21 protein-coding genes, 2 tRNA genes and 1 pseudogene are annotated in these 20,394 nt (G+C 50.9%); 8 read left to right on the top strand and 16 right to left on the bottom strand.

The features are described from left to right. A pseudogene (locus FDW92_RS23235) lies at nucleotides 1-207 on the top strand (L,D-transpeptidase); the annotation flags it as partial. 85 nt (nucleotides 208-292) lie between these two features. Here FDW92_RS23235 and bhsA read toward each other — a convergent pair. Then, nucleotides 293-550, bottom strand: coding sequence for a multiple stress resistance protein BhsA (bhsA, locus tag FDW92_RS11370; protein ID WP_029139491.1), 258 nt, complete (start codon nucleotides 548-550; stop codon nucleotides 293-295). 243 nt (nucleotides 551-793) lie between these two features. On the opposite strand from bhsA, the gene comR reads away from it, so the two are divergent. After that, on the top strand, nucleotides 794-1,429 hold the full coding sequence (comR, locus tag FDW92_RS11365) for a TetR family copper-responsive transcriptional repressor ComR (RefSeq protein ID WP_042309103.1): 636 nt from the start codon (nucleotides 794-796) through the stop codon (nucleotides 1,427-1,429). 249 nt (nucleotides 1,430-1,678) lie between these two features. After that, a complete protein-coding gene (locus tag FDW92_RS11360; protein WP_042309105.1) occupies nucleotides 1,679-3,859 on the top strand; it encodes a TonB-dependent siderophore receptor in 2,181 nt (726 codons plus the stop codon). Nucleotides 3,860-3,915: 56 nt separating this feature from the next. Here FDW92_RS11360 and FDW92_RS11355 read toward each other — a convergent pair whose 3' ends face one another. The 8 genes from FDW92_RS11355 to hinT form a co-directional block, all read right to left on the bottom strand. Continuing rightward, nucleotides 3,916-4,455: a glycine zipper 2TM domain-containing protein gene (locus FDW92_RS11355; protein WP_003030814.1), complete on the bottom strand. Its 540-nt coding sequence runs from the start codon at nucleotides 4,453-4,455 to the stop codon at nucleotides 3,916-3,918. A 168-nt stretch (nucleotides 4,456-4,623) separates the two neighbouring features. Next, entirely contained in the window at nucleotides 4,624-5,928 is a 1,305-nt protein-coding gene (gene ndh / locus FDW92_RS11350) for an NADH-quinone dehydrogenase (protein ID WP_042309107.1), read from the bottom strand. A 235-nt stretch (nucleotides 5,929-6,163) separates the two neighbouring features. Next, nucleotides 6,164-6,706: an alpha/beta hydrolase YcfP gene (ycfP, locus tag FDW92_RS11345; RefSeq protein ID WP_003030817.1), complete on the bottom strand. Its 543-nt coding sequence runs from the start codon at nucleotides 6,704-6,706 to the stop codon at nucleotides 6,164-6,166. Nucleotides 6,707-6,727: 21 nt separating this feature from the next. Next, the gene (nagZ, locus tag FDW92_RS11340) at nucleotides 6,728-7,753 is read right to left on the bottom strand and encodes a beta-N-acetylhexosaminidase (protein ID WP_042309109.1); all 1,026 of its coding nucleotides are present in this window, start codon (nucleotides 7,751-7,753) and stop codon (nucleotides 6,728-6,730) included. A gap of 10 nt (nucleotides 7,754-7,763) precedes the next feature. Continuing rightward, nucleotides 7,764-8,588: a thiamine kinase gene (gene thiK / locus FDW92_RS11335; RefSeq protein WP_042309111.1), complete on the bottom strand. Its 825-nt coding sequence runs from the start codon at nucleotides 8,586-8,588 to the stop codon at nucleotides 7,764-7,766. Continuing rightward, complete coding sequence (gene lpoB / locus FDW92_RS11330; RefSeq protein ID WP_042309113.1) at nucleotides 8,569-9,210, bottom strand: penicillin-binding protein activator LpoB; 642 nt, start codon at nucleotides 9,208-9,210, stop codon at nucleotides 8,569-8,571. Before lpoB ends, thiK begins: the two co-directional genes overlap by 20 nt. A gap of 13 nt (nucleotides 9,211-9,223) precedes the next feature. Then, nucleotides 9,224-9,598, bottom strand: coding sequence for a YcfL family protein (locus FDW92_RS11325; RefSeq protein ID WP_042309115.1), 375 nt, complete (start codon nucleotides 9,596-9,598; stop codon nucleotides 9,224-9,226). A gap of 2 nt (nucleotides 9,599-9,600) precedes the next feature. Continuing rightward, on the bottom strand, nucleotides 9,601-9,960 hold the full coding sequence (gene hinT / locus FDW92_RS11320; protein WP_042309339.1) for a purine nucleoside phosphoramidase: 360 nt from the start codon (nucleotides 9,958-9,960) through the stop codon (nucleotides 9,601-9,603). A 280-nt stretch (nucleotides 9,961-10,240) separates the two neighbouring features. On the opposite strand from hinT, the gene FDW92_RS23305 reads away from it, so the two are divergent. Further along, nucleotides 10,241-10,372, top strand: coding sequence for a hypothetical protein (locus FDW92_RS23305; RefSeq protein ID WP_256372627.1), 132 nt, complete (start codon nucleotides 10,241-10,243; stop codon nucleotides 10,370-10,372). A 25-nt stretch (nucleotides 10,373-10,397) separates the two neighbouring features. Here the strand turns inward: FDW92_RS23305 and FDW92_RS11315 are convergent. After that, a tRNA-Asn gene (locus FDW92_RS11315) sits at nucleotides 10,398-10,473 on the bottom strand. 160 nt (nucleotides 10,474-10,633) lie between these two features. Here FDW92_RS11315 and FDW92_RS11310 point away from each other — a divergent pair. The 3 genes from FDW92_RS11310 to FDW92_RS11300 all read left to right on the top strand — a co-directional run bounded on the left by FDW92_RS11310 (nucleotide 10,634) and on the right by FDW92_RS11300 (nucleotide 13,720). Then, complete coding sequence (locus tag FDW92_RS11310) at nucleotides 10,634-12,121, top strand: EmmdR/YeeO family multidrug/toxin efflux MATE transporter (RefSeq protein WP_283205081.1); 1,488 nt, start codon at nucleotides 10,634-10,636, stop codon at nucleotides 12,119-12,121. A gap of 99 nt (nucleotides 12,122-12,220) precedes the next feature. Continuing rightward, nucleotides 12,221-12,296: transfer RNA gene (locus tag FDW92_RS11305), tRNA-Asn, on the top strand. A 161-nt stretch (nucleotides 12,297-12,457) separates the two neighbouring features. Next, entirely contained in the window at nucleotides 12,458-13,720 is a 1,263-nt protein-coding gene (locus FDW92_RS11300; RefSeq protein WP_042309119.1) for an integrase arm-type DNA-binding domain-containing protein, read from the top strand. A 621-nt stretch (nucleotides 13,721-14,341) separates the two neighbouring features. On the opposite strand, the gene FDW92_RS11295 is transcribed toward FDW92_RS11300, so the two are convergent. The 6 genes from FDW92_RS11295 to FDW92_RS11270 all read right to left on the bottom strand — a co-directional run bounded on the left by FDW92_RS11295 (nucleotide 14,342) and on the right by FDW92_RS11270 (nucleotide 18,870). Next, entirely contained in the window at nucleotides 14,342-15,226 is an 885-nt protein-coding gene (locus FDW92_RS11295) for an integrase domain-containing protein (protein WP_020898928.1), read from the bottom strand. 506 nt (nucleotides 15,227-15,732) lie between these two features. Then, nucleotides 15,733-16,035 carry a helix-turn-helix domain-containing protein gene (locus FDW92_RS11290; protein WP_042309123.1) on the bottom strand — a complete coding sequence of 101 codons (303 nt, stop codon included), beginning with the start codon at nucleotides 16,033-16,035 and terminating at the stop codon, nucleotides 15,733-15,735. Nucleotides 16,036-16,039: 4 nt separating this feature from the next. Next, on the bottom strand, nucleotides 16,040-16,393 hold the full coding sequence (locus tag FDW92_RS11285; protein ID WP_000269841.1) for a type II toxin-antitoxin system RelE/ParE family toxin: 354 nt from the start codon (nucleotides 16,391-16,393) through the stop codon (nucleotides 16,040-16,042). 496 nt (nucleotides 16,394-16,889) lie between these two features. Continuing rightward, nucleotides 16,890-17,111 (bottom strand): helix-turn-helix transcriptional regulator, encoded by a 222-nt coding sequence (locus FDW92_RS11280; RefSeq protein ID WP_042309125.1) that lies wholly within the window; start codon nucleotides 17,109-17,111, stop codon nucleotides 16,890-16,892. Further along, nucleotides 17,108-17,581, bottom strand: a complete 474-nt coding sequence (locus FDW92_RS11275) for a hypothetical protein (protein WP_020898931.1) — start codon at nucleotides 17,579-17,581, stop codon at nucleotides 17,108-17,110. The genes FDW92_RS11280 and FDW92_RS11275 overlap by 4 nt, the downstream gene beginning before the upstream one ends. 278 nt (nucleotides 17,582-17,859) lie before the next feature. Then, nucleotides 17,860-18,870, bottom strand: a complete 1,011-nt coding sequence (locus tag FDW92_RS11270; RefSeq protein ID WP_042309127.1) for a DUF4917 family protein — start codon at nucleotides 18,868-18,870, stop codon at nucleotides 17,860-17,862. A 287-nt stretch (nucleotides 18,871-19,157) separates the two neighbouring features. Between FDW92_RS11270 and FDW92_RS11265 the strand changes: the two genes are divergently transcribed. Further along, nucleotides 19,158-20,393 (top strand): DNA cytosine methyltransferase, encoded by a 1,236-nt coding sequence (locus FDW92_RS11265; RefSeq protein WP_023888430.1) that lies wholly within the window; start codon nucleotides 19,158-19,160, stop codon nucleotides 20,391-20,393. The last annotated feature ends 1 nt before the right edge of the window (nucleotide 20,394 follow it).

The following is a 20,394-nucleotide window of genomic DNA, read 5'->3' as shown; positions in this document are numbered from 1 at the left end:
ATGCGGCTGGCGGAAGTACACCAGCCGCTGTCAGAAAAGATTAATGACGACCCGCAACTGTTGCCAATCGTTTTGAATGCCGCAATGCAGACCTTTAAGAACGCGGCGCAAACGGACCCAGCCGTCATGGAACATGCGATGGAGATCCGCTCAGGCATGCCGGTCGATGTCACCCGTCATCACGACGTGGCTCAACAACCGATGTAAACGTTACGCATAAAAAAACCCCCGCTGGATTTTTTTCCGCGGGGGTTTTTATTTAACTCGCAGTGGCATTGCGATGGGTTAAATCTTATTTGTAGATTACTGCAGTCCCGTGAAGGGTGTTAGGACCGGTAACGGAAGTAATACGGAAAGACTTCGCGCCCATCTCATCCGCTTTCTGCGCCAGTTGATCTTCCAGAGAACCTAAGTTCGTCCCCGCATTTGCAGAGATAGTACCAACTTTCTGTTGACCTGCAGGCGTGGCCTGAACTTCAACAGCGGCGAAGCTGGCAAATGACAGTGAGCTAAGAACAGCAGCAACAAACAGAGTTTTTACGTTTTTCATAATAGTGACCTTTTGCAGATGAATGGGTGTCGTAAGGATTAACTTAACGATCGATAGGTAAATCATAGATGTGATCCAGGTCACACGTCAACATTTTTTTATAATGATCGTTATATAAAACATAAAGACCTTATTTTTCATGCTAATAGCTATAAATTATTTTTATCGCTAATCCGCTGGAGTGTGGGGGGGAATATTTTTATAATGGTTATTCAATAAACCCAACTAAGGTACATCGGCGCCATGACAACTGAAACGACAGGTTGTGCAAAAAAAAGCCGTGGCCGACCAAAAGTGTTCGACAGGGAAGCCGCGCTTGATAAGGCCATGACACTCTTCTGGCAGCACGGATATGAAGCGACATCGCTCGCCGATCTCGTGGAAGCAACCGGTGCAAAAGCGCCCACGCTGTATGCGGAGTTTACCAACAAGGAAGGGTTGTTTCGTGCCGTGCTGGACCGCTATATAACTCGCTTCGCGGCGAAACATGAAGCCCAGCTGTTTTGTGAGGAAAAAAGCCTGGAGTCCGCACTGGAAGACTATTTCACTGCCATAGCCACCTGCTTTACCAGTAAAGATACTCCGGCAGGATGTTTTATGATTAATACGTCCGCTACGCTGGCGGCCTCTTCCCGCGAGATCGCCCATACCGTGAAATCACGCCATGCGATGCAAGAACAGACGCTTACCCAGTTCCTTCGTCAGCGCCAGCAGCGGGACGAAATTCCGGCCCACTGCGACGTGCAAAAGCTGGCCGAATATCTGAACTGCATTTTACAGGGTATGTCGATTAGCGCCCGTGAAGGCGCAACGTTTGAAAAACTGATGCAGATCGCACACACCACCCTGCGACTGTGGCCCGAACTCGTCAAAGCTTAACCCTTTCCTCTCTCTTCCATGAACAGATGACACCCCCGGGGGCCAAAAGCCCTCGGTTTTTTTGTACCAATACCCCTTCATTCCTTATTGTTTTCATCGCATTAGCAGATCTTTTTTAAAAAAGGTATTGATAACGACAATTATTATCAGCAATATTCGCATTTGTTTTAACTCCTGTTTCCCAATGTAACTATCGGTTTCTCTACCGCAATAACAAAAACAGACTGACTTTTTTAAAAAGGAATACAAATGCATAAGCGTCTCTGGGTGCTCAATCCGCTCTTATTATCCTTAACCCTACCGGCCATCGCGGCAGAGGAAGAGAATCTCATCGTCAGCGCTAACCGTAGCCAACGCACCGTGGCAGAAATGGCGCAAACGACCTGGGTTATTGAAGGAAGCGAAATTGAACAGCAAGTTCAGGGTGGTAAAGAGTTCAAGGATGTTCTTGCTCAGTTAATCCCCGGAATTGATGTCAGCAGTCAGGGACGAACCAACTACGGCATGAACATGCGCGGTCGCGCCATCGTAGTATTGATAGATGGTGTCCGTCTGAATTCTTCCCGCACCGACAGCCGTCAACTTGACTCCATTGACCCGTTTAACATTGCGCACATTGAAGTCATCTCAGGCGCAACATCCCTGTATGGCGGGGGAAGTACCGGCGGTTTGATCAACATCGTCACCAAAAAAGGTCAGCCTGAGCATGAAGTTGAACTCGAACTGGGCAGTAAAAGCGGGTTTAATAACAGTAACGATCATGACGAACGCGTCGCCGCCGCGGTGAGCGGAGGAACCGATCGTGCATCCGGTCGTATGTCCGTCGCATATCAACGGTTTGGCGGTTGGTATGATGGAAACCACGATGCTCTGCTGCTGGATAACACCCAAACCGGCCTGCAGCATTCCGATCGTCTGGACGTGATGGGCACCGGGACGATTGAGCTGGATGATAACCGTCAATTGCAACTGGTTACCCAGTACTACAAGAGCCAGGGGGATGAAGATTACGGGCTGGATCTCGGCGAGAACATGTCCGCCGTGACCGGAAATGGTAAAGCTTATACCAGCAGCGGACTGAACTCCGATCGTATTCCCGGCACCGAACGTCACCTGATCAGCCTGCAATATTCAGATGCAGATTTCTTTGGTCAGAACCTGGTCAGCCAAATCTATTACCGCGACGAATCGCTGAAATTCTATCCTTTCCCGACGCTCAGCAAAGGTAAGGTCACCAGTTTCTCCGCCTCACAGCAGGATACCGACCAGTTCGGTGCCAAAATCACCCTCAACAGCCAGGTGATGGATGACTGGGAACTGACGTGGGGTATCGATGCGGATCATGAAACCTTCGACTCCAATCAGAAATTCTTCGATCTGGCTTACTCTCTGCCCTCCGGCGGCATGGACAACCGTACCGCCTATACTACCGGGCGTTATCCTGGTTACAGCATCACCAACTTCGCACCTTTCCTGCAAAACAGCTATGACATAAACGACATCTTTACCCTCAGTGGCGGCGTACGCTATCAATGGACCGAAAACAGGGTTGATGATTTCGTTGGCTATGCGCAACAGCAGGGCATCGCGACGGGCCTTGCAAACTCCGCGGATACCATTCCGGGCGGCAAAACCGATTACGATAACTTCCTGTTTAACGCCGGGATCCTCGCCCACCTGACTGAGCGCCAGCAAACCTGGTTTAATTTCTCTCAGGGCGTGGAGCTTCCGGACCCGGGGAAATATTACGGTAATGGTACCTATTCTCTGGTTGGCGATCATTACCAGCTTCAGCGCAGCGTCAACGTTGCGGATTCACGACTGGAAGGGATTAAAGTTAACTCGTACGAGCTGGGATGGCGTTACACGGGCGATAGCCTGCGCACGCAACTCGCCGCTTATTACTCCACTTCGGATAAATCGATCGTTATCAACCGCAGTGATATGACCATAAACGTACAGCCCGACGATCGTCGGATTTATGGTCTGGAAGGTGCGGTAGATTATTTCATCGCCGATACCGACTGGAGTCTGGGCGGCAACTTCAACGTCATTAAATCCGAAGTGAAACAAAACGGTAAATGGCAGAAATGGGATGTCACTCTGGCTTCGCCATCTAAAGCAACCGCATGGGTCGGCTGGGCGCCTGAACCGTGGTCGCTGCGAGTACAGAGCCAGCAAACATTTGATCTGAGTGACGCCAGCGGCAATAAGCTGGACGGCTATAACACCATGGACTTTATCGGCAGCTACCAGCTCCCGTTAGGTAAGCTGACCTTCAGTGTGGAAAACCTGCTGAATGAAGAGTACACCACGCTATGGGGACAACGTGCGCCACTGCTGTACAGCCCAACTTATGGTAGCCCGTCACTGTATGAATACAAGGGCCGGGGTCGTACCTTTGGTCTGAACTACGCCTTAACCTTCTGATAAAAAAAGCCCCCCAGCCTGAGCGAATGGGGGCTAATGTTCAGGATAATGCTATTTTACGCTTTGTTATTCAGTACCAACTGTCCGTTGTTATCCAACGGAATTTGCGCGCCGGGGTCCTTATCCATGCGAATTTTCCCCTGCTGATCGCCAATTTTGTACGTCACGTCGTAGCCCAGCATTTTTTCTGATTTGTCATACACCGTTTTACAGCGCTGCTGCGTGGTGGTGTACGTATCGTTTTCTTGCATCGAACCCTGGATCTGGTTACCGGCATAGCCGCCGCCTAACGCCCCCGCCACGGTGGCAATATCTTTACCGCGTCCGCCACCAAACTGATGGCCGATAACACCGCCGGCTACGGCACCCAGCACAGAACCCGCGATACGGTTTTCATCTTGCACCGGCTTGCGGTGCGTGACCGTCACGTTCCGACACTCCTGACGTGGCGTTTTTACCGACTCTTTAATCGGTGTTGCAGAGACAACTTGCGCATACTGTGGGCCACGCTCGAAAACGTTAAGACTGGCCACCGCTGCAACACCCAGCGCAGCAGCTACGCCAATCCCTATACCCGCCAACATTGATTTATTCACGGGACTTCCTCCTTTTTTGCTATTAGCAACAACTTTGCAACAGAAGGTAAGGAATGCCAATCAGATTACGGATGAAAATAGCGGAAGGAAGGGATAAAGCGAGATGATTCAGAGAACTCTGAAGGAAGGCGTCGGATGCGTGAAAGCGTCCGACGCCAGAGGTCAATATTAATGCAGCTTCAGACGCGGGCGAATCACCCGGTTAATACTGCCGACCAGCATCATCAGGCCGGTTTTGAAGTAACCATGCAGCGCAATCTGATGCATACGATACAGTGAGATGTAGACAAAGCGCGCAATACGGCCTTCTACCATCATTGAACCGCGCGTCAGGTTGCCCATCAGGCTACCGACGGTAGAGAAGTTAGAAAGCGAGACCAGAGAACCGTGATCTTTGTACTGATACGCTTTCAACGGCTTGCCGTTCATCTGCGCCAGAATATTGTTCATCGCGCAGGTCGCCATCTGGTGCGCAGCCTGAGCGCGCGGCGGCACAAAACCACCTTCCGGACGCGCGCAGGAAGCGCAGTCGCCAATCGCATACACGTCAGGATCGCGAGTGCTTTGCAGCGTCGGCTCAACCACCAGTTGGTTAATGCGGTTCGTTTCCAGACCGCCAATATCCTTCATAAAGTCTGGCGCTTTGATCCCTGCGGCCCACACCATCAGGTCGGCCTCAATGTATTCGCCATCTTTGGTATGCAACCCGCCTTCGTCAGCGCTGGTAACCATCGTCTGCGTCAGTACACGTACGCCCAGTTTGGTTAACTCATTGTGCGCGGCGCTGGAAATCCGCGGCGGCAATGCCGGCAGGATACGCTCACCAGCTTCAACCAATGTGACGTTCAGCGCGTCATTGGTCAGTCCTTTATAGCCATAGCTGTGCAGCTGTTTGACCGCATTGTGCAGTTCCGCGGAGAGTTCAACCCCCGTTGCGCCGCCGCCGACAATGGCAATATTCACTTTACCGTTAGCGCCCAGATTCGCGGAATACTTGAGGAACAGATTCAGCATCTCCTGGTGGAAACGACGCGCCTGATGCGGGTTATCAAGGAAAATACAGTTCTCTTTGACGCCCGGCGTGTTGAAATCGTTGGACGTACTGCCCAGCGCCATCACCAGCGTGTCATACGGTACTTTACGCTCGGGAACCAGCAGATCGCCCTTCTCGTCGCGCAGCTCAGCAAGAGTAATGGTTTTCGCTTCGCGGTCGATATCAACCACCGAGCCCAACTGGAACTGGAAACCATGGTTACGGGCATGCGCCAGATAGCTCAGCGCATCCACACCTTCATCCAGAGAACCAGTCGCCACTTCATGCAGTAACGGTTTCCATAAATGGCTGTGGTTTCTGTCCACCAGCGTAATTTTGGCTTTTTTCTTACGCCCCAGCTTTTTACCCAGCTGCGTCGCCATTTCCAGTCCGCCAGCACCGCCGCCGACAATCACGATCCTTTTCAATGGTGTAGTCAACGTGACCCCCTCAAATTTATTAACCAATTGTTAATTAAAAGTTATTAACATAGCCTTTAATTAACAACAAGTTACGATAATGAAAATGTCCTTCGAGAGTGAGAATAACACGAACGGTGCATTGGTCATACCAAAATTGATGTGCATCAAGTTTTGATGCTGAAAAGATAGACAACCCGAAGGTTAAAGACAAAAAAACCAGCCCGAAAGCTGGTTTTTTAGACACTCATCAGGCTTAACCTAACGTCTTGAACGCCTTAATGCGCTGCAAATGCGGAGAGATATTTTTAAACTTATGCGTCTGCTCTTCGTCCCAGACGATCTCATAAAAGTGATGCAGCTCTTCTGACGAGCGCTGACTGTTCAGTGCTTCATCATGGCGAGAGAGGATCACCAGGCAGCGATCGCGGTTCTTTTCACGAAAATTGGTCACGCATTTTGTCGCAATGTCAGCATACTCTTCAGGTCTGTCGATTTTCCCTTCCATATTCTCATACGGGAACAGGTTAGGATTAAATACCACCTGACGAATATCACACAGGAAACCAATGCGTTCTGCCCAGTATCCCCCCAGCCCGACGCCACAAATCAGCGGACGGTCGTCCACATTAAGCTGCAGCATTTTGTCCACTTCTTTCAGCAGATGCTGCATATCATGTTTAGGATGCCGCGTACTGTAGCTAATCAGCCTGACATCCGGGTCGATAAATTGCAGCTGCAACACCTTCTCGTGGTTGCCCGGACTATTAGAGTCAAAACCGTGTAAATAGATAATCATCGCATCCTCGCCAAACGTGCGTTAATGACCTGCTTTCTCTTCCTGCCAGCGCTCATGAAGCTGGTTGAGCTGGGCGCTTACCGTCTTCCAGCGTGTCGTGTCCATCAGTTCCTGACGTGAAAATGAACCTTTATGATACAAACGTGTAACACGTTCTGCATTGATCGGCGACAGATTATCTAACACACTGACCGCTCCCTTACGATTATTGCAGACCAGGATCATATCGCAACCAGCATCCAGCGATGCCTGCCCACGCTCGGCGTAGCTTCCCATAATCGCCGCACCTTCCATCGACAAATCGTCAGAGAAAATAACGCCGTCGAAGCCAAGCTCCTGACGCAGTACCGTCTTCAACCAGTGAGGCGAACCACTCGCCGGACGCGGATCCACGTCGCTGTAGATAACGTGCGCAGGCATAATGGCATCGAGTTTGTTTTCTGTAATTAACGTCCGGAACACGGACATATCTTTCGCACGAATCTCAGCTTCTGCGCGTGGATCGGTTGGCGTTTCTTTGTGCGAATCCGCCGTCACCGCCCCATGCCCGGGGAAGTGTTTACCGGTGGTCTTCATGCCAGCGGCATGCATACCGTCAATAAAACGGGTCGCCATCGCCAATGCTTTCAGCGGATCGGCATGGTAAGAGCGCTCGCCAATCGCTGCGCTGATATGTCCCACGTCCAGAACCGGTGCAAAGCTAATATCAATATCCATGGCGATCATTTCGCTGGCCATCAGCCACCCGGCGTCCTGAGCCAGTTTGCCGCCCTCTTCCAGACCGTGTAGCGCGGCAAAAGATTGGGCCGCAGGCAGGCGGGTAAAACCTTCGCGAAAACGCTGCACGCGTCCGCCTTCCTGATCAACCGCCACGACCAAATGATTACGTGACGCGCTACGGATCTGACGCACTAACTCACGCAACTGTTCCGGGTCATGATAATTTCGGGTAAAGAGAATCAACCCACCTACCAGCGGATGCGCCAGAATCTCACGCTCTTCAGCGTCCAGCTCATACCCTTCGACATCCAACATTACTGGGCCCACACTACTCTCCTCATCCTTTCATTGTTAGCTGCCGCCAGGTTTCATCGGCCAGCCTGATAAATTGTTGATCGCCGGTTTGTCGCCAGCGATACTCAAACCACCCTGCTTTTAGCATGATTACCCAGGGTCGCCATCGCCTGACCTGTCGCCACAAAACGGTTGGCTCAATGCACGCTCGTCGGGCATAGGCGCTGACTAGCTGTTGGTGCTGGAGCTCATCACTGACCCACACCGCCGCCAGCTCGAGGGCGATATCGCCGTCTCCGGCATATTCCCAGTCAATCAGCCGCAACCCTGACGGTGCGCGTACGATGTTGTCACCGTGGACATCCATATGTAGCGGCCCCAGCCGCAAAGGGCGGGGCTCGCCGCTTTTTCTTAGCCGCTTTAACGCTCGTAACCAATGTGGTGTACGACGCGCCGGATCACCACACTGCCAGTACTGTTCAAGTAACGGCAGCAGGCTGATTCGCCAGCCCAGCCGAGGTTGCTGATGCAGATAATACAATAAGTCAGCAAGTTCGTCGGCGTCCGGTAATCTGGATTCTACCTTACCGTGAAAAAAGTCGACTGCCATCCACCCACGCGTATAAAAACGAGGTCGGGGCGCAAGATTTTCCGGTAGGTGTTTTAACGCATGATATTGGCGCAGAAAATGCGATTCCGGCGCGTCGGGGTCGTGATGGCAGCGCAGCACTAAGCGGTGGGTCTGATGTTCGATAATGCAGCTCCCGCCGCTCAAGCCGCTCTGGCTGGCTACGACGGGATGATACTGCGGAAAGTAGCGCGACATAACTTCATCGCGCGTCAATCTGTTATTGTTGCTGAACAGCACCTTTACCTGACCAGATTATCTCGCCAGTTTGTACCAGCATTAATTGCATTTGCAGCGCCGGCGAATTGACGTTGCCAGATGCGCTGGAATAGAGCACATACTGCGCACCAACGTTACGGGCAATACCAATCGCTTTGCTGCGCGTTCCCAGGCTATCGTTCGGCGACAGACCTAACTGCTGCTTGGCGACAGCCAGTTGCTGGGCGGAAACCAGGGTAAATTTGCCGTTATTCGCCAGCGCGTTACGTAAGGTTTCAGTCGCTTCGCCAGCGTTCAACGAACCGTTGGTACGGTTATTCACACTATCAACCAGCAGAACACCACCCGCTTTGACGCCATCGGCCTGCAGCATTTTACCCACCATCGGCTGCATTGCGCTGTTCCAGTCGTAGTGACGTTGGCGCGGTGTTGGCTGCGCCGTTTGATCCTCGTGTTCGATCGGACCCGGCTGCTGCGGTATACCTGGCACCGTTGGTACCACCGGTACCGGCTGTTGCGGCTGCGCTGGCTGTTCCGGTACCGGCTTCACTTCCTCTACCGGCGCAGGTTCACGTTGAGCCACACAACCAGAGAGAAACATCGCCAGCGCGGCAAGCAATGCGTAGCGATTCATTTTGATCATCAAGATTCACCCCTTACAAATATAGATAAAGTCTAACCTTGTGCGCACCCAGATAATTGGCGCTGCCGTACAGTGTTACCGACGAATGAGCCGGGATAGTCACGCTGCGTGGCGCTTCCAGAGGGTGCATCTCCAACCCTCTGGCGTCATACCAATAAAACCGATAATGCACGGTGACGGATTCTTGTCTTTCGTTATAGAGTCGCGAGGATGCTGAAGCCTGAATATCAGACGTTGTTAACACGGGCTGTTCTGCGGTTATGCCCGCCGCCAGAATAGCTGACTCCATCACCAGAGACTGTTCATCACTGACCGGAATTTCAGGGTGTGAGCGACAGCCTGCCAGCAACAGCAAGCCCAGTGAAAGTGCAATGCATCCTCTGGTCATGCTTAAAGACCTTTATGTGCGAGCATCGGACCAAGCGCACGTCCCCCCAACAGGTGCATATGAATGTGATACACCTCCTGGCCACCGTGACGGTTGGTATTCATGATTAAACGGTATCCATCCGCAGCAATGCCTTCCTGCTCCGCGATTTTCGCCGCAACGGTAATCATTCGGCCCAGCGCATGCTCATGTTCTGCCGTCACATCGTTGACGGTGGGGATCAGGATATTAGGGATGATCAGAATATGCGTAGGTGCCTGAGGGGAAATATCACGAAACGCAGTGACCAGTTCATCCTGGTACACGATATCCGACGGAATTTCACGACGGATAATTTTGCTGAATATAGTTTCTTCTGCCACGACGTTTTCCTTTTTCATTAACAGCCCAAGCGTTATGCCATGCTACGCCGGGTAACACTGCGAGTATAGAGTATGAGCGAGTTACTCACGCTCTTTCAACTTTAACCCTCGATTTTTTAAGCAAAAACCCTGGTCAGCGCCGCTCTTATAACCATTTCCCTACGCTATTGCTTAAGCATAGTACTGAAACAACATTTCATATGTGCTGTATCATCTGTATGCGTATGGAATGTTAGTGGTTATAGAGAATCTCGATGATACTCCCATAGAGGAGGATTACATGGAGCAATCAACTGGCGTGCTAATCACCGGTACTCAGTGTGGAAAAACAACACTGTATAGCTCAACTCAAAAAGCAGCTTGCCAGGTAACTGCGCCTGGCAGCAAAAACAAAAGCAAAAAACCCGCTTAAGTTTCCTTAAGCGGGTTTTTAAATTTGGCTCCTCTGACTGGACTCGAACCAGTGACATACGGATTAACAGTCCGCCGTTCTACCGACTGAACTACAGAGGAATCGTTGTGGAGGCTAATCTTAGCGGCGAAATTTTTTTTGTCAAACCCCATTTTCCTGAATAACGCTCAATTGATGCTTCTCTCGACAGTTTGTTGCATTTGCAGACATTTTAAATGGAAAAAACTTTGCAGCTTTTTGGATTCTCCCTCATCATTTGAAATGAGGTTTCAACTTTCTTCTTTAAGGTCCACTTTGAACGTCTCCGCAGCCTTACGCCAGGTCGCATCTCGCACGCCCTGGTATGCCAAACGCAAGAGTTATAAGGTTCTCTTCTGGCGCGAAATCACTCCGCTTGCCGTGCCTATTTTTCTGGAAAACACCTGCGTGCTATTGATGGGTGTCCTGAGTACTTTCCTGGTAAGCTGGTTGGGAAAAGAGGCGATGGCAGGTGTTGGACTCGCCGACAGTTTCAACATGGTCATCATGGCATTTTTCGCCGCTATCGATCTGGGTACCACGGTGGTTGTGGCTTTTAGCCTGGGAAAACGAGATCGTCGCCGGGCCAGAGCTGCTGCCCGGCAATCGCTGGTGATTATGACGATTTTTGCTACCGTGCTGGCAGCGGTCATTCACTATTTTGGTGAACAAATTATTGACGTTGTCGCAGGTGAAGCGACGCCCGATGTAAAAGCTCTGGCACTCACCTACCTGGAGCTGACGGTGCTCAGCTACCCGGCAGCAGCCATTGCGCTAATCGGTAGTGGTGCCCTACGCGGTGCGGGTAATACAAAAATACCGCTGTTGATCAACGGTGGTATGAACATTTTGAATATCATTATCAGTAGCATCCTGATCTACGGCGTATTTTCCTGGCAAGGACTGGGATTCGTGGGGGCCGGACTCGGACTAACCATTTCACGCTACATAGGTGCGATCGCCATTATTTGGGTACTGATGATTGGTTTTAATCCGGCGTTACGTATCACTTTCAAAAGTTATTTTAAGCCACTCAACCTCGCCATTATCTGGGAGGTGATGGGGATCGGTATTCCAGCCAGCATCGAGTCAGTGCTGTTTAATGGCGGTAAACTGTTAACGCAGATGTTTGTCTCAGGCATGGGCACCAGCGTAATTGCCGGAAACTTCATTGCCTTTTCTATCGCCGCGCTCATTAACCTACCGGGGAACGCTTTAGGCTCTGCGTCGACAATCATCACCGGCAGGCGTTTGGGAAACGGCCAGATTGCCCAAGCCGAAATCCAGTTACGGCATGTATTCTGGCTGTCGACCATCGGTTTAACTGCCATTGCCTGGCTTACCGCCCCTTTTGCTGGTGTAATGGCCTCGTTTTATACCCAGGATCAGGACGTAAAAGAGGTCATAGTCATTCTGATTTGGCTCAATGCGGCATTTATGCCGATATGGGCAGCCTCCTGGGTATTACCTGCTGGGTTTAAAGGCGCACGCGATGCCCGTTTTGCAATGTGGGTATCTATGCTGGGCATGTGGGGCTGTCGCGTTGTGGTAGGTTACACCCTGGGGATCGTTTTAGGATGGGGCGTAGTCGGCGTCTGGTTAGGGATGTTCTTCGACTGGGCCGTACGCGCCGTATTATTTTACTGGCGCATGGTGACAGGCCGCTGGCTATGGAAATACCCGCGTCCCGAACAGGAAAAGTGCATAAAACAACCTGTTGCGCCTGAATAATCGGCGAAATGGGGAATATTTCGGCAAACGATTGAATTTATCGATTCAGGCTTTGACATCACTGAGTGGTGTCGCTAATATGCGCCTCGTTCACACGATTCCTCTGTAGTTCAGTCGGTAGAACGGCGGACTGTTAATCCGTATGTCACTGGTTCGAGTCCAGTCAGAGGAGCCAAATTCTTGTTTTCAGGCGTGCTTATAAGTCCTTATTAACTTAGACTTCAATAAGTTAGCGTGAAAATCTTTCCCGATGCGTATCTGGTTTTCCCTGCGCATCCGGCGAAATTGGTGGTCTGATTTGGGGTCATTTCAGTTCGATAATGGAGTGACCACCATATGTCCCTGTCCGATGCGAAAATCCGCAGTATCAAGTCTTCTGATAAACCCTTTAAACTGACCGATTCTCAGGGTCTGTATCTGCTTGTCAATCCGGGTGGTTCACGCCTCTGGTATCTCAAATATCGCTTCAACCGAAAAGAATCCCGAATTGCCTTAGGTGCCTATCCGCAGGTCTCGCTTTCCGACGCCCGCCAACAGCGCGACGGTATCCGTAAACTACTGGCGCAGAATATCAATCCAGCACAACAACGCATGACTGAAAAAGCCGCCGCGTCACCGGAAAAATGCTTTGAGGCCGTTGCGGTGGCATGGCACAAAACCAATAAAAAATGGTCGGCTGACTATGCAGAGCGCATTCTTGCCAGCATGAAAAACCATATCTTCCCGGCAATCGGTCATCTGCCCGTCACGATGCTGAAAACTCAGCATTTCACGGCGTTACTGAAAGTTATCGAGGATAAAGGCTTTCTGGAAGTCGCGTCCCGAACCCGGCAGCAACTCTGCAACATCATGCGCTACGCCGTGCAGCAGGGGCTGACCGAAAGCAACCCGGCGCTGCATCTGGAAGGCGTCACCGCGCAGCCGGTAAAAAAGCACTATCCCGCCCTGCCGCTGGAGCGGTTGCCCGAATTGTTTGAGCGCATTGGCGACTACCAGCAGGGACGGCAGCTTACGAGGCTGGCGGTAGTGCTGACTCTGCATCTGTTCATCCGTTCCAGTGAACTGCGCTTCGCCCGCTGGAGCGAGATTGATTTCAGAAACAAAATCTGGACCATTCCCGCTACAAGGGAAACGATTGAGAAAGTCCGTTTCTCTGGCCGTGGCGCAAAAATGCGTACTCCACATATAGTGCCGCTTTCTCGTCAGGCTATCGCCATTCTGAAGCAGATAAAGGAAATCTCCGGGCATCTGGAACTGGTGTTCCCCGGCGACCATAACCCGTATAAGCCGATGAGCGAAAATACCATCAACCGGGCCTTGCGCCTGATGGCTTACGATACTAAAACCGACGTTTGCGGGCATGGCTTCCGTACAATGGCCTGTAGCGCACTGGTGGAATCTGAACTCTGGTCGCGGGATGCCGTGGAGAGGCAGATGAGCCATCAGGAGCGTAACAGCGTGCGGGCGGCATATATCCACCGCGCCGAACATCTTGATGCACGCAAGGACATGATGCAGTGGTGGTCGGATTATCTCGATGTGAGCCGCGAGGGGTACGTCGCGCCGTATATTTATGCGCGGCGGCATAAGGCAGCCTGAGCCAGTAGCAGTATAATTTGTTAAAAATGAAAAAGCAGTTTCCGGCTATTCAGGGACTGCTTTTTTGTATTGAAAATTTTTATCTGTGCCAGATACCATCGGATAAACATTGAATTGCGCCAGCTAAGGCCCTTTCAGCCCTTTGGCCTTTTCCGGTCTGGCGCTGTTACCCTTAGCCACCCTTTACCTTTATCTGGCCTTTTCCTTTTGCTGGCACAATCATCAGAAAAATACCGTAATGCTGCACCATAAACCTGTTAATAGGCTTTACCGTTCGTAAGCACCATTATTAAGAGGAAACCGTACAAAAAATTTCTACGTAGAAATTTTTTCGGTGGATAACGATGAATAAGGGGTATTTTATAATGTGATGGCTATCAAAAATCGATTATCAAAATATAACTACTTGATTTATCATGAATAGCCATGAGTTTAATAGTCGATTATTATTGTTCTTATCAGTATTGATAGGAAAGTATACAAAAAATTTTGCCCCCAAAATTTTTTGTACGAAAACCGATTAATCCCCTCAAGATTAATAGGAAATCACCCAAAATTATTTGAGGCAAATAATTTTGTACGAAAACCGATGGATAACTCAATTTTTCAAGGCAACGACTATCAGTCAGTATCCTTTCGCCCGTAAACCTGCGCTACATACCGCCCGCGCCCGTCGCCGTGCCCCAAATCCATCGCTGTCATTGCCAGCGCTTCTTTCTCACAAAATCCCTGCGCCAGATAATGACGGATCGCATCCTGCGCCCACGCATAGCGCAACGAGTGCGGGGAATATGCGCCCGTTAAGCCGAGACGTGACGCCTGACTGTGCCAGTATTTCATCGCGCTTTTCAGATCCGGCTTATCTATCAGCCTGCCGTGTCGATCTTCTGCCACAGCCAGCGCGTTATCCAGCGCTTTTCTGACAGCGACAGTATCAAGAATAATCGTCTCGCGGGGCCGTCCGCCTTTGGTGCCGAAAACCACGGCTAAACGGGTATCACCGCGCTCCAGCGCCTGCCGCCACGTTTTCAGCGACTGCACGCTCTGCACCACCTCCTGCGAACGCAGCCCCATCAGTCTTGAGAGTTCCAGCGCTGCCGCCATCCCCGGATCTTTTACGCGGGCTGTCTCCAGCACATCACGATAGTGCTCCGGCGTGATAGCCAGCTTTGTACCGTTACGGGATGCGCCGGACAACCCCAGCGAGCGGTTATTCAGCCGCTCACTCTGCGCCAGCCTGTCACGCCCGGCCTGTTTCAGAATGCAGCGCACCGCCGCCATCTCGTTTTGCAGGGAACGCTTCGTGATGCCCTGCACCAGCCGTTCACGGACATAGCCCTCAATGTGCCGCGCCTTAAGCTGCTCCACACGGCGGATCTGCACATTCTGCGCCAGTACCAGGCGCTCACAAAACCGCTGCGCCAGCTTAATGCGGTCGTGAACGGTCTTATGGCTGCCGCCCGCCTGCTGCGCCAGTCGCTTCATTTCCTGTTCCAATATTCCCATACATTCCCCTTTTCATGAATGCCGCAAACTCATTCCCCAAAAATCCAAAACTGATACCGCTTTCCCCGGCGCACAGGCCAATAGCCCCTGTTTTTTTGTCGGGGCTGCGAACGATACCTGAGCGCCGGGGCGGCAGCCGTTGAGGTGTGGTGGGGCTTCGGTTATGCTCTCTGAGCAGCCGCCCGCTTGTGCGGGTTATCCCCCGGATCGTCCAGATCCGCCTCGGTATCGGTTCATGTTCTCCTTATGGGGAAAATGGCCTGAAAAGGCAGTGTCAGAATCCAGCCATGAGCTGGCACAGTTGAGTTGTCTGGTGCAGGTCGAAAGGACTGCGTGCGTCACTTTCCCGCTTTGCGCGGTTAAAGTGACGCACTGGACTGGTGCAGCGTCTGAAAATTTATCGTCTGGTGCAGTTTTACGGTCACGCGGCAACAAATGCCTGACGGCAATGCAGGCCGCAGCCCGTCATGAAGGGGTTGACGCTCCGGTTAAGGGAGCGTCAGTGTTTACAGTACAAATCCGTAGTGAGAACCATCCGGCAGTTCAACATCAAGACGTAGCTTACCGCCAGTCGCTTCAACGTAGCGTTTGAGAGTGGAAAGCTTCAGATCGCGCCCTAGCTTTTCCATTCCTGCAACGGTAGGTTGCCTGATGCCCAGCGCCTGTGCCATCTCCACCTGCGTTTTCTGTACTTTCTCACGCAGTTCAGCAAGGTGAATGTTGAGCAGGATGTCCGTCGCCATCGCCTGAGCTTCGGCCACGACTTCAGGTTTCTCATCCGCAATAAGCTGTTCCAGCGTTCTGCCCATCGCGTTACTCCTTCTCTTTTAATGTGTTCAGCCAGTTCGTGAATTCCCTGTCAGCAACAGGGAGCATCTCATCGTAAAAACGTTTTTCATTGCCGACCTTATTTCCGGCACAAAGCACAATGCCGGTACGGGTTGGGTCAAAAGCGAAAAACGCCCGTATCGGCTCGCCCCGACTCTGAATACGTAGCTCTTTCATGTTGCTGTAACGGGAACCTCTGACCGTATCGGCATAAGGTCTGGACAAACCCGGCCCCTTTTCTCGCAGGACCAGCAGTGCTGCAAGCACGCTGACCCTGTCGGTATCGTTGAGCGAGGCAAACCAGCGATCAAACGTATCCGTTGTTTTAATTGTCCACACGGGACCTCCCAATTAATATAGGTTAAATGCTATATAGATGTAAAGCTATAAAGCGGATTATGAAGTGATGGGATGAAGGATTCATGCGTCATTACTTCAAAGATGAAGACGCATTCGGGTATTTCAGTGAATAACATGCAAGACATTCACCGTTTTACGACCTGTACCGAAAAACCAGTTCAGGTATTAACGCAGTGTGAAGAGTGACCTTAACTGCAAAGCAGTCCGACATTTTCAAAGGTATTGTCGGTAACGGGACGACCAGCCTGAAATCAGGCCGCTTCTTGCAGGTCATGAAGCGTAAGGGCAGCCCGGAGGGCCATTCGTTGCATGGGGGAAATTATACGAATGCTACTGGCGCAGAAAGAGGAAACTGTTTTTGCCTGAAAAACATTTTCCGTTGATTTGATTAGATGCTGAGTTGCCGCGCGTCACTGGCGTTCTCTCGATCTCCCACCCGCAAGGGCAGGCAGAAGATCGGGAGGATCTGTTTACCTTATCGATATTCTGATTTACTGTAGCGCGATGGCCAGATGTCCTCAGGCGCAACATCTAACGCTTCAGCAATCAATCTTTCGCCTTTGGGCCAGTGGCGGGTAAGCGCATTAGCCAGCGTGGAGGACGCCAGCCCGGCATTACGGGAAACCGCCGCCAGCGACATTCCCCGCTTTTTCAGCGCCGCAATAATGTCGGCAGAATGCCAGTCCTGTAGCATCATGCGGCCACCTCGTCGATAAACTTCACGCCATCGGCAGTGCGGAGCCAGCGCGGCGCTTTCATTTCCGCAGCGAAATAGTTGATCAGTTCATACAGCAAGCAGCTAAGGTGTTTCTCCATTTCAGAGTAAAAGCCTTGCCCTGCCAGCATCTGCGTCAGGGAGAGACAGTAGCGACAAAGCTCTGTGCATTCAGGCTCGAAACGGGGGGAATTTGCAGGGAGGGTGTCAACGGTCAGGCTTTCAATAAGATGGGGCGGGACTGGCTCTAACAACGTGTGTTGTAACAGCGTCAGACAGGCATTGAGCCTGCCGCATAGCGCCATTTTCAGTGTGGGATCGTTGCTTTCAATCATTGTTTCGGCGAAGTTTTCGCAGTGGCTGGCAAGGACGGTGAAGTCCGTGGCGGCGCTAAAGGGAACTGTAAGCAGCTTGTCGGGCGATTGACTTAAAGGAAGTGAAAAATTAGGCATAATAACCTCGTTAGTTTCTTTGAGAAAAGCACCACCAATAGGGTGCCGGGAGGCTCAAAACGGTCTAACGAAACCGCGGACTTATTTCCCCGAAGGGTGTTGTATTCGTCGCCCTCCCGACCTTGATCGGGCAGCATACACCCTCCGTCCTTACGAACGGAGGGTACAAAAAAGCCAACACTGACGGGGTTGGTTTTGGCCGCGTTAGATGAGGTTTTGAGTCCTCAGTTCATAGGGTATTACAACCAAATGCGGCAGGCAAGAATGGCGAGGAAATATTACTGATTTTCTGGAGGTTTATTCCAGCAACCGGGACTTTCGCTGTCGAAAAACTCTATGCGGACATCCTGCCCCAGATTCTCTTTGATTAATTGGCTTGCCCTGTTGCAATAAGCATGATCTCTTCTAAAAACAGATACCGCAACTCGCTGTATTCCTGTTCCCGCCATGCGTTTTAACAGATGTATATCATGCTCTCCCATTCCCCAGCCCAAAATCACCAGACTTTCTCGCGGCTCGACGAGAACTTCCCTATAAACCGTTGAAAGATAGAAACTATTTTGAATGGAGTTTACTTTTTGCTTATGCGTTCCTTCACTCACAAACAGAGGAATAACCTCCTCGCTCTGCCATCGTTCCAAAATGGATTCAAGCAGCCCCGCTCCCCGGATATGAATTTTATGTTCATGTTCAATACGGTTTCGACATAATACGAGACTGCCATGCGGATAAAAAACAAGCGTATTGGATTGTTCATCGCCGTATAGCGCTCTTAACCGCTGCCAGTCTTCTGCAAAAACGCCTCTGGCAAGAAAACAGTCCTTAAACCGGTGATGATCGTTTTTATCCAAGCCGTAGGTCATCGTCCAGTAAACAATAAGGTCATAGTTGAGCGAAATAACCGTATCGAATCTTTTCAAAAAATCATAAATACAGGGCAGTTGCCCGCTAACTTCATGGTGTTCGGGGTGTACATCGCGAACGGCCTGAATAAGGCATTCACGAATACTGAGGTAGGCGTCGCGAGTACGCGCATCCTCAATTCGTAAAGATTTATTGACGTTAGAAGCTTGCCAGACAATGCGGAGGATAAGCTCAAAATCTTCGGTTTCAAAAAAATCAAACAACCTGCGCGCGTCTTCCGCCAGACTCTCTCGCTGTCTGACGCATTCAAGCAGAGATCTATACGCAAAACGAGAGCTTACGGCGATACTCGCGCCATTGCCTAATAAAATCGTTCCATCATAGCTTTGCTCAAGCTCAGACCAAGGACGAATAACAGACTCCATACTCGGTTTTCCTGTCTATAAATAAATTATTTCTTTAAATATAAATACGTTATGTCAACGACACAACCTCGCGAATAAAATCAGACGATCTATTTCGCTATTCGAATCAGAAACATACCATTAACAGTTAAGGGATAGCTCATCACCGGTACTTAAGTCCAGGTAATAAGCCGAATGTCCATGTAGCTATTATCCTCATGATTTTATAGACTATCTCTCCGACAGTATCGTTTTGCGGCAGCTAAGCATCCCCCTCCGATTCATCAATATAAATTTATGGTCAAGCAATGAAAAAAGAAGCCGTTACGAGCAAGAACGGATCAGGATCAGAAGAGATGCGCGAGGCGGAATTCGGTTTCTATGAGTTTTTCGCCGGTGGCGGCATGGCCCGGGCCGGCTTAGGAAAAAAATGGCGATGCCTGTTCGCCAACGATATGGATCCGATAAAAACGGCGAGTTATATCGAAAATTGGGGAGCCGAACATTTTGATGGCCGCGATGTACGTGAAATAAAACCAGACGATTTAACAGGATCCGCAGATTTAGTCTGGGCCTCATTTCCCTGTCAGGACTTGTCTCTGGCTGGTAATGGACTTGGGATCGGCGAAATCGACGCTAGTGAGGATGAAACCACGCGTTCCGGCGCGATATGGCCTTTTCTTGATCTAGTAGACAAACTTGAGGAGGGAAATCGGAAGCCGCCGATACTGATTCTTGAAAATGTCCTTGGGCTGCTGACATTGGATCAGGGACGGCATTTCGCTGCGATATGTCGCCAGTTAAGTAAAATGGGCTATCGCTATGGCGCAATGATCATCGATGCAAAGCTCTTTTTGCCTCAATCCAGACCCCGCGTGTTTATTGTTGCGATTAGTCGTCAGTTCTCCGTTCCTGCATCTTTACTTTCAAAAGAACCTCTAACGCAATGGCATTCTTCTTCGCTTCTTCGCGCCTGCGAAGCGCTTCCAGCGGAGACGCTCGGCGACTGGATCTGGTGGACGCCCGGCGATGCGCCGGGTTCGAGAACAAAGGAACTTACCGACCTTATTGATTGTGAAGATCAAAACACATTATGGCACTCTGCCGATGAAACCCAAAGACTGATCGATATGATGGCTCCGGCGCATCTGACACGTTTGGCGAAGGCGCGGGAATCAGGAGAAACGACAATAGGCAGTCTTTATCTTCGCATGCGCAGAGAAAAAGGCGTTAACCGGCAACGAGCAGAAATCACGTTTTCTCCTGTTATCGGTTGTCTGAGAACGCCGAAAGGCGGCGCATCCCGCGCCCGTATTATTGTCGCCGATAAAGGCGAGGTGAAAACGCGCCTGCTGTCGGTTAAAGAAGCGGCGGCATTGATGGGGCTGCCGGAAGATTTCATCCTTCCGACCGCGTATCAATCAGCGTTTAAGATCATTGGCGACGGACTTGCCGTTCCTTCCGTCCGTTTTCTGGCCGAGCGCATACTAGAGCCTCTGGCGGCATCGGTCCGAAACGACAGCCATCAGACGGAGAACAGATAAG

Origin of the sequence: Citrobacter sp. wls706 (genome assembly GCF_005281305.1) — a bacterium.
GTDB classification, from domain to species: Bacteria; Pseudomonadota; Gammaproteobacteria; order Enterobacterales; family Enterobacteriaceae; genus Citrobacter; species Citrobacter werkmanii.
The sequence above is the reverse complement of the archived record's forward strand: the minus strand, read 5'-3'. Positions and strand labels throughout refer to the sequence as shown.

What these genes read in the sequence shown, in the direction of transcription:
- bhsA (WP_029139491.1), bottom strand. Translation starts at nt 550, where the DNA reads ATGAAAAACGTAAAAACTCTGTTTGTTGCTGCTGTTCTTAGCTCACTG.
- comR (WP_042309103.1), top strand. Translation starts at nt 794, where the DNA reads ATGACAACTGAAACGACAGGTTGTGCAAAAAAAAGCCGTGGCCGACCA.
- FDW92_RS11360 (WP_042309105.1), top strand. Translation starts at nt 1,679, where the DNA reads ATGCATAAGCGTCTCTGGGTGCTCAATCCGCTCTTATTATCCTTAACC.
- ycfP (WP_003030817.1), bottom strand. Translation starts at nt 6,706, where the DNA reads ATGATTATCTATTTACACGGTTTTGACTCTAATAGTCCGGGCAACCAC.
- lpoB (WP_042309113.1), bottom strand. Translation starts at nt 9,210, where the DNA reads ATGATCAAAATGAATCGCTACGCATTGCTTGCCGCGCTGGCGATGTTT.
- FDW92_RS11325 (WP_042309115.1), bottom strand. Translation starts at nt 9,598, where the DNA reads ATGACCAGAGGATGCATTGCACTTTCACTGGGCTTGCTGTTGCTGGCA.
- FDW92_RS23305 (WP_256372627.1), top strand. Translation starts at nt 10,241, where the DNA reads ATGGAGCAATCAACTGGCGTGCTAATCACCGGTACTCAGTGTGGAAAA.
- FDW92_RS11310 (WP_283205081.1), top strand. Translation starts at nt 10,634, where the DNA reads ATGAGGTTTCAACTTTCTTCTTTAAGGTCCACTTTGAACGTCTCCGCA.
- FDW92_RS11300 (WP_042309119.1), top strand. Translation starts at nt 12,458, where the DNA reads ATGTCCCTGTCCGATGCGAAAATCCGCAGTATCAAGTCTTCTGATAAA.
- FDW92_RS11295 (WP_020898928.1), bottom strand. Translation starts at nt 15,226, where the DNA reads ATGGGAATATTGGAACAGGAAATGAAGCGACTGGCGCAGCAGGCGGGC.
- FDW92_RS11290 (WP_042309123.1), bottom strand. Translation starts at nt 16,035, where the DNA reads ATGGGCAGAACGCTGGAACAGCTTATTGCGGATGAGAAACCTGAAGTC.
- FDW92_RS11280 (WP_042309125.1), bottom strand. Translation starts at nt 17,111, where the DNA reads ATGATGCTACAGGACTGGCATTCTGCCGACATTATTGCGGCGCTGAAA.
- FDW92_RS11275 (WP_020898931.1), bottom strand. Translation starts at nt 17,581, where the DNA reads ATGCCTAATTTTTCACTTCCTTTAAGTCAATCGCCCGACAAGCTGCTT.
- FDW92_RS11270 (WP_042309127.1), bottom strand. Translation starts at nt 18,870, where the DNA reads ATGGAGTCTGTTATTCGTCCTTGGTCTGAGCTTGAGCAAAGCTATGAT.
- FDW92_RS11265 (WP_023888430.1), top strand. Translation starts at nt 19,158, where the DNA reads ATGAAAAAAGAAGCCGTTACGAGCAAGAACGGATCAGGATCAGAAGAG.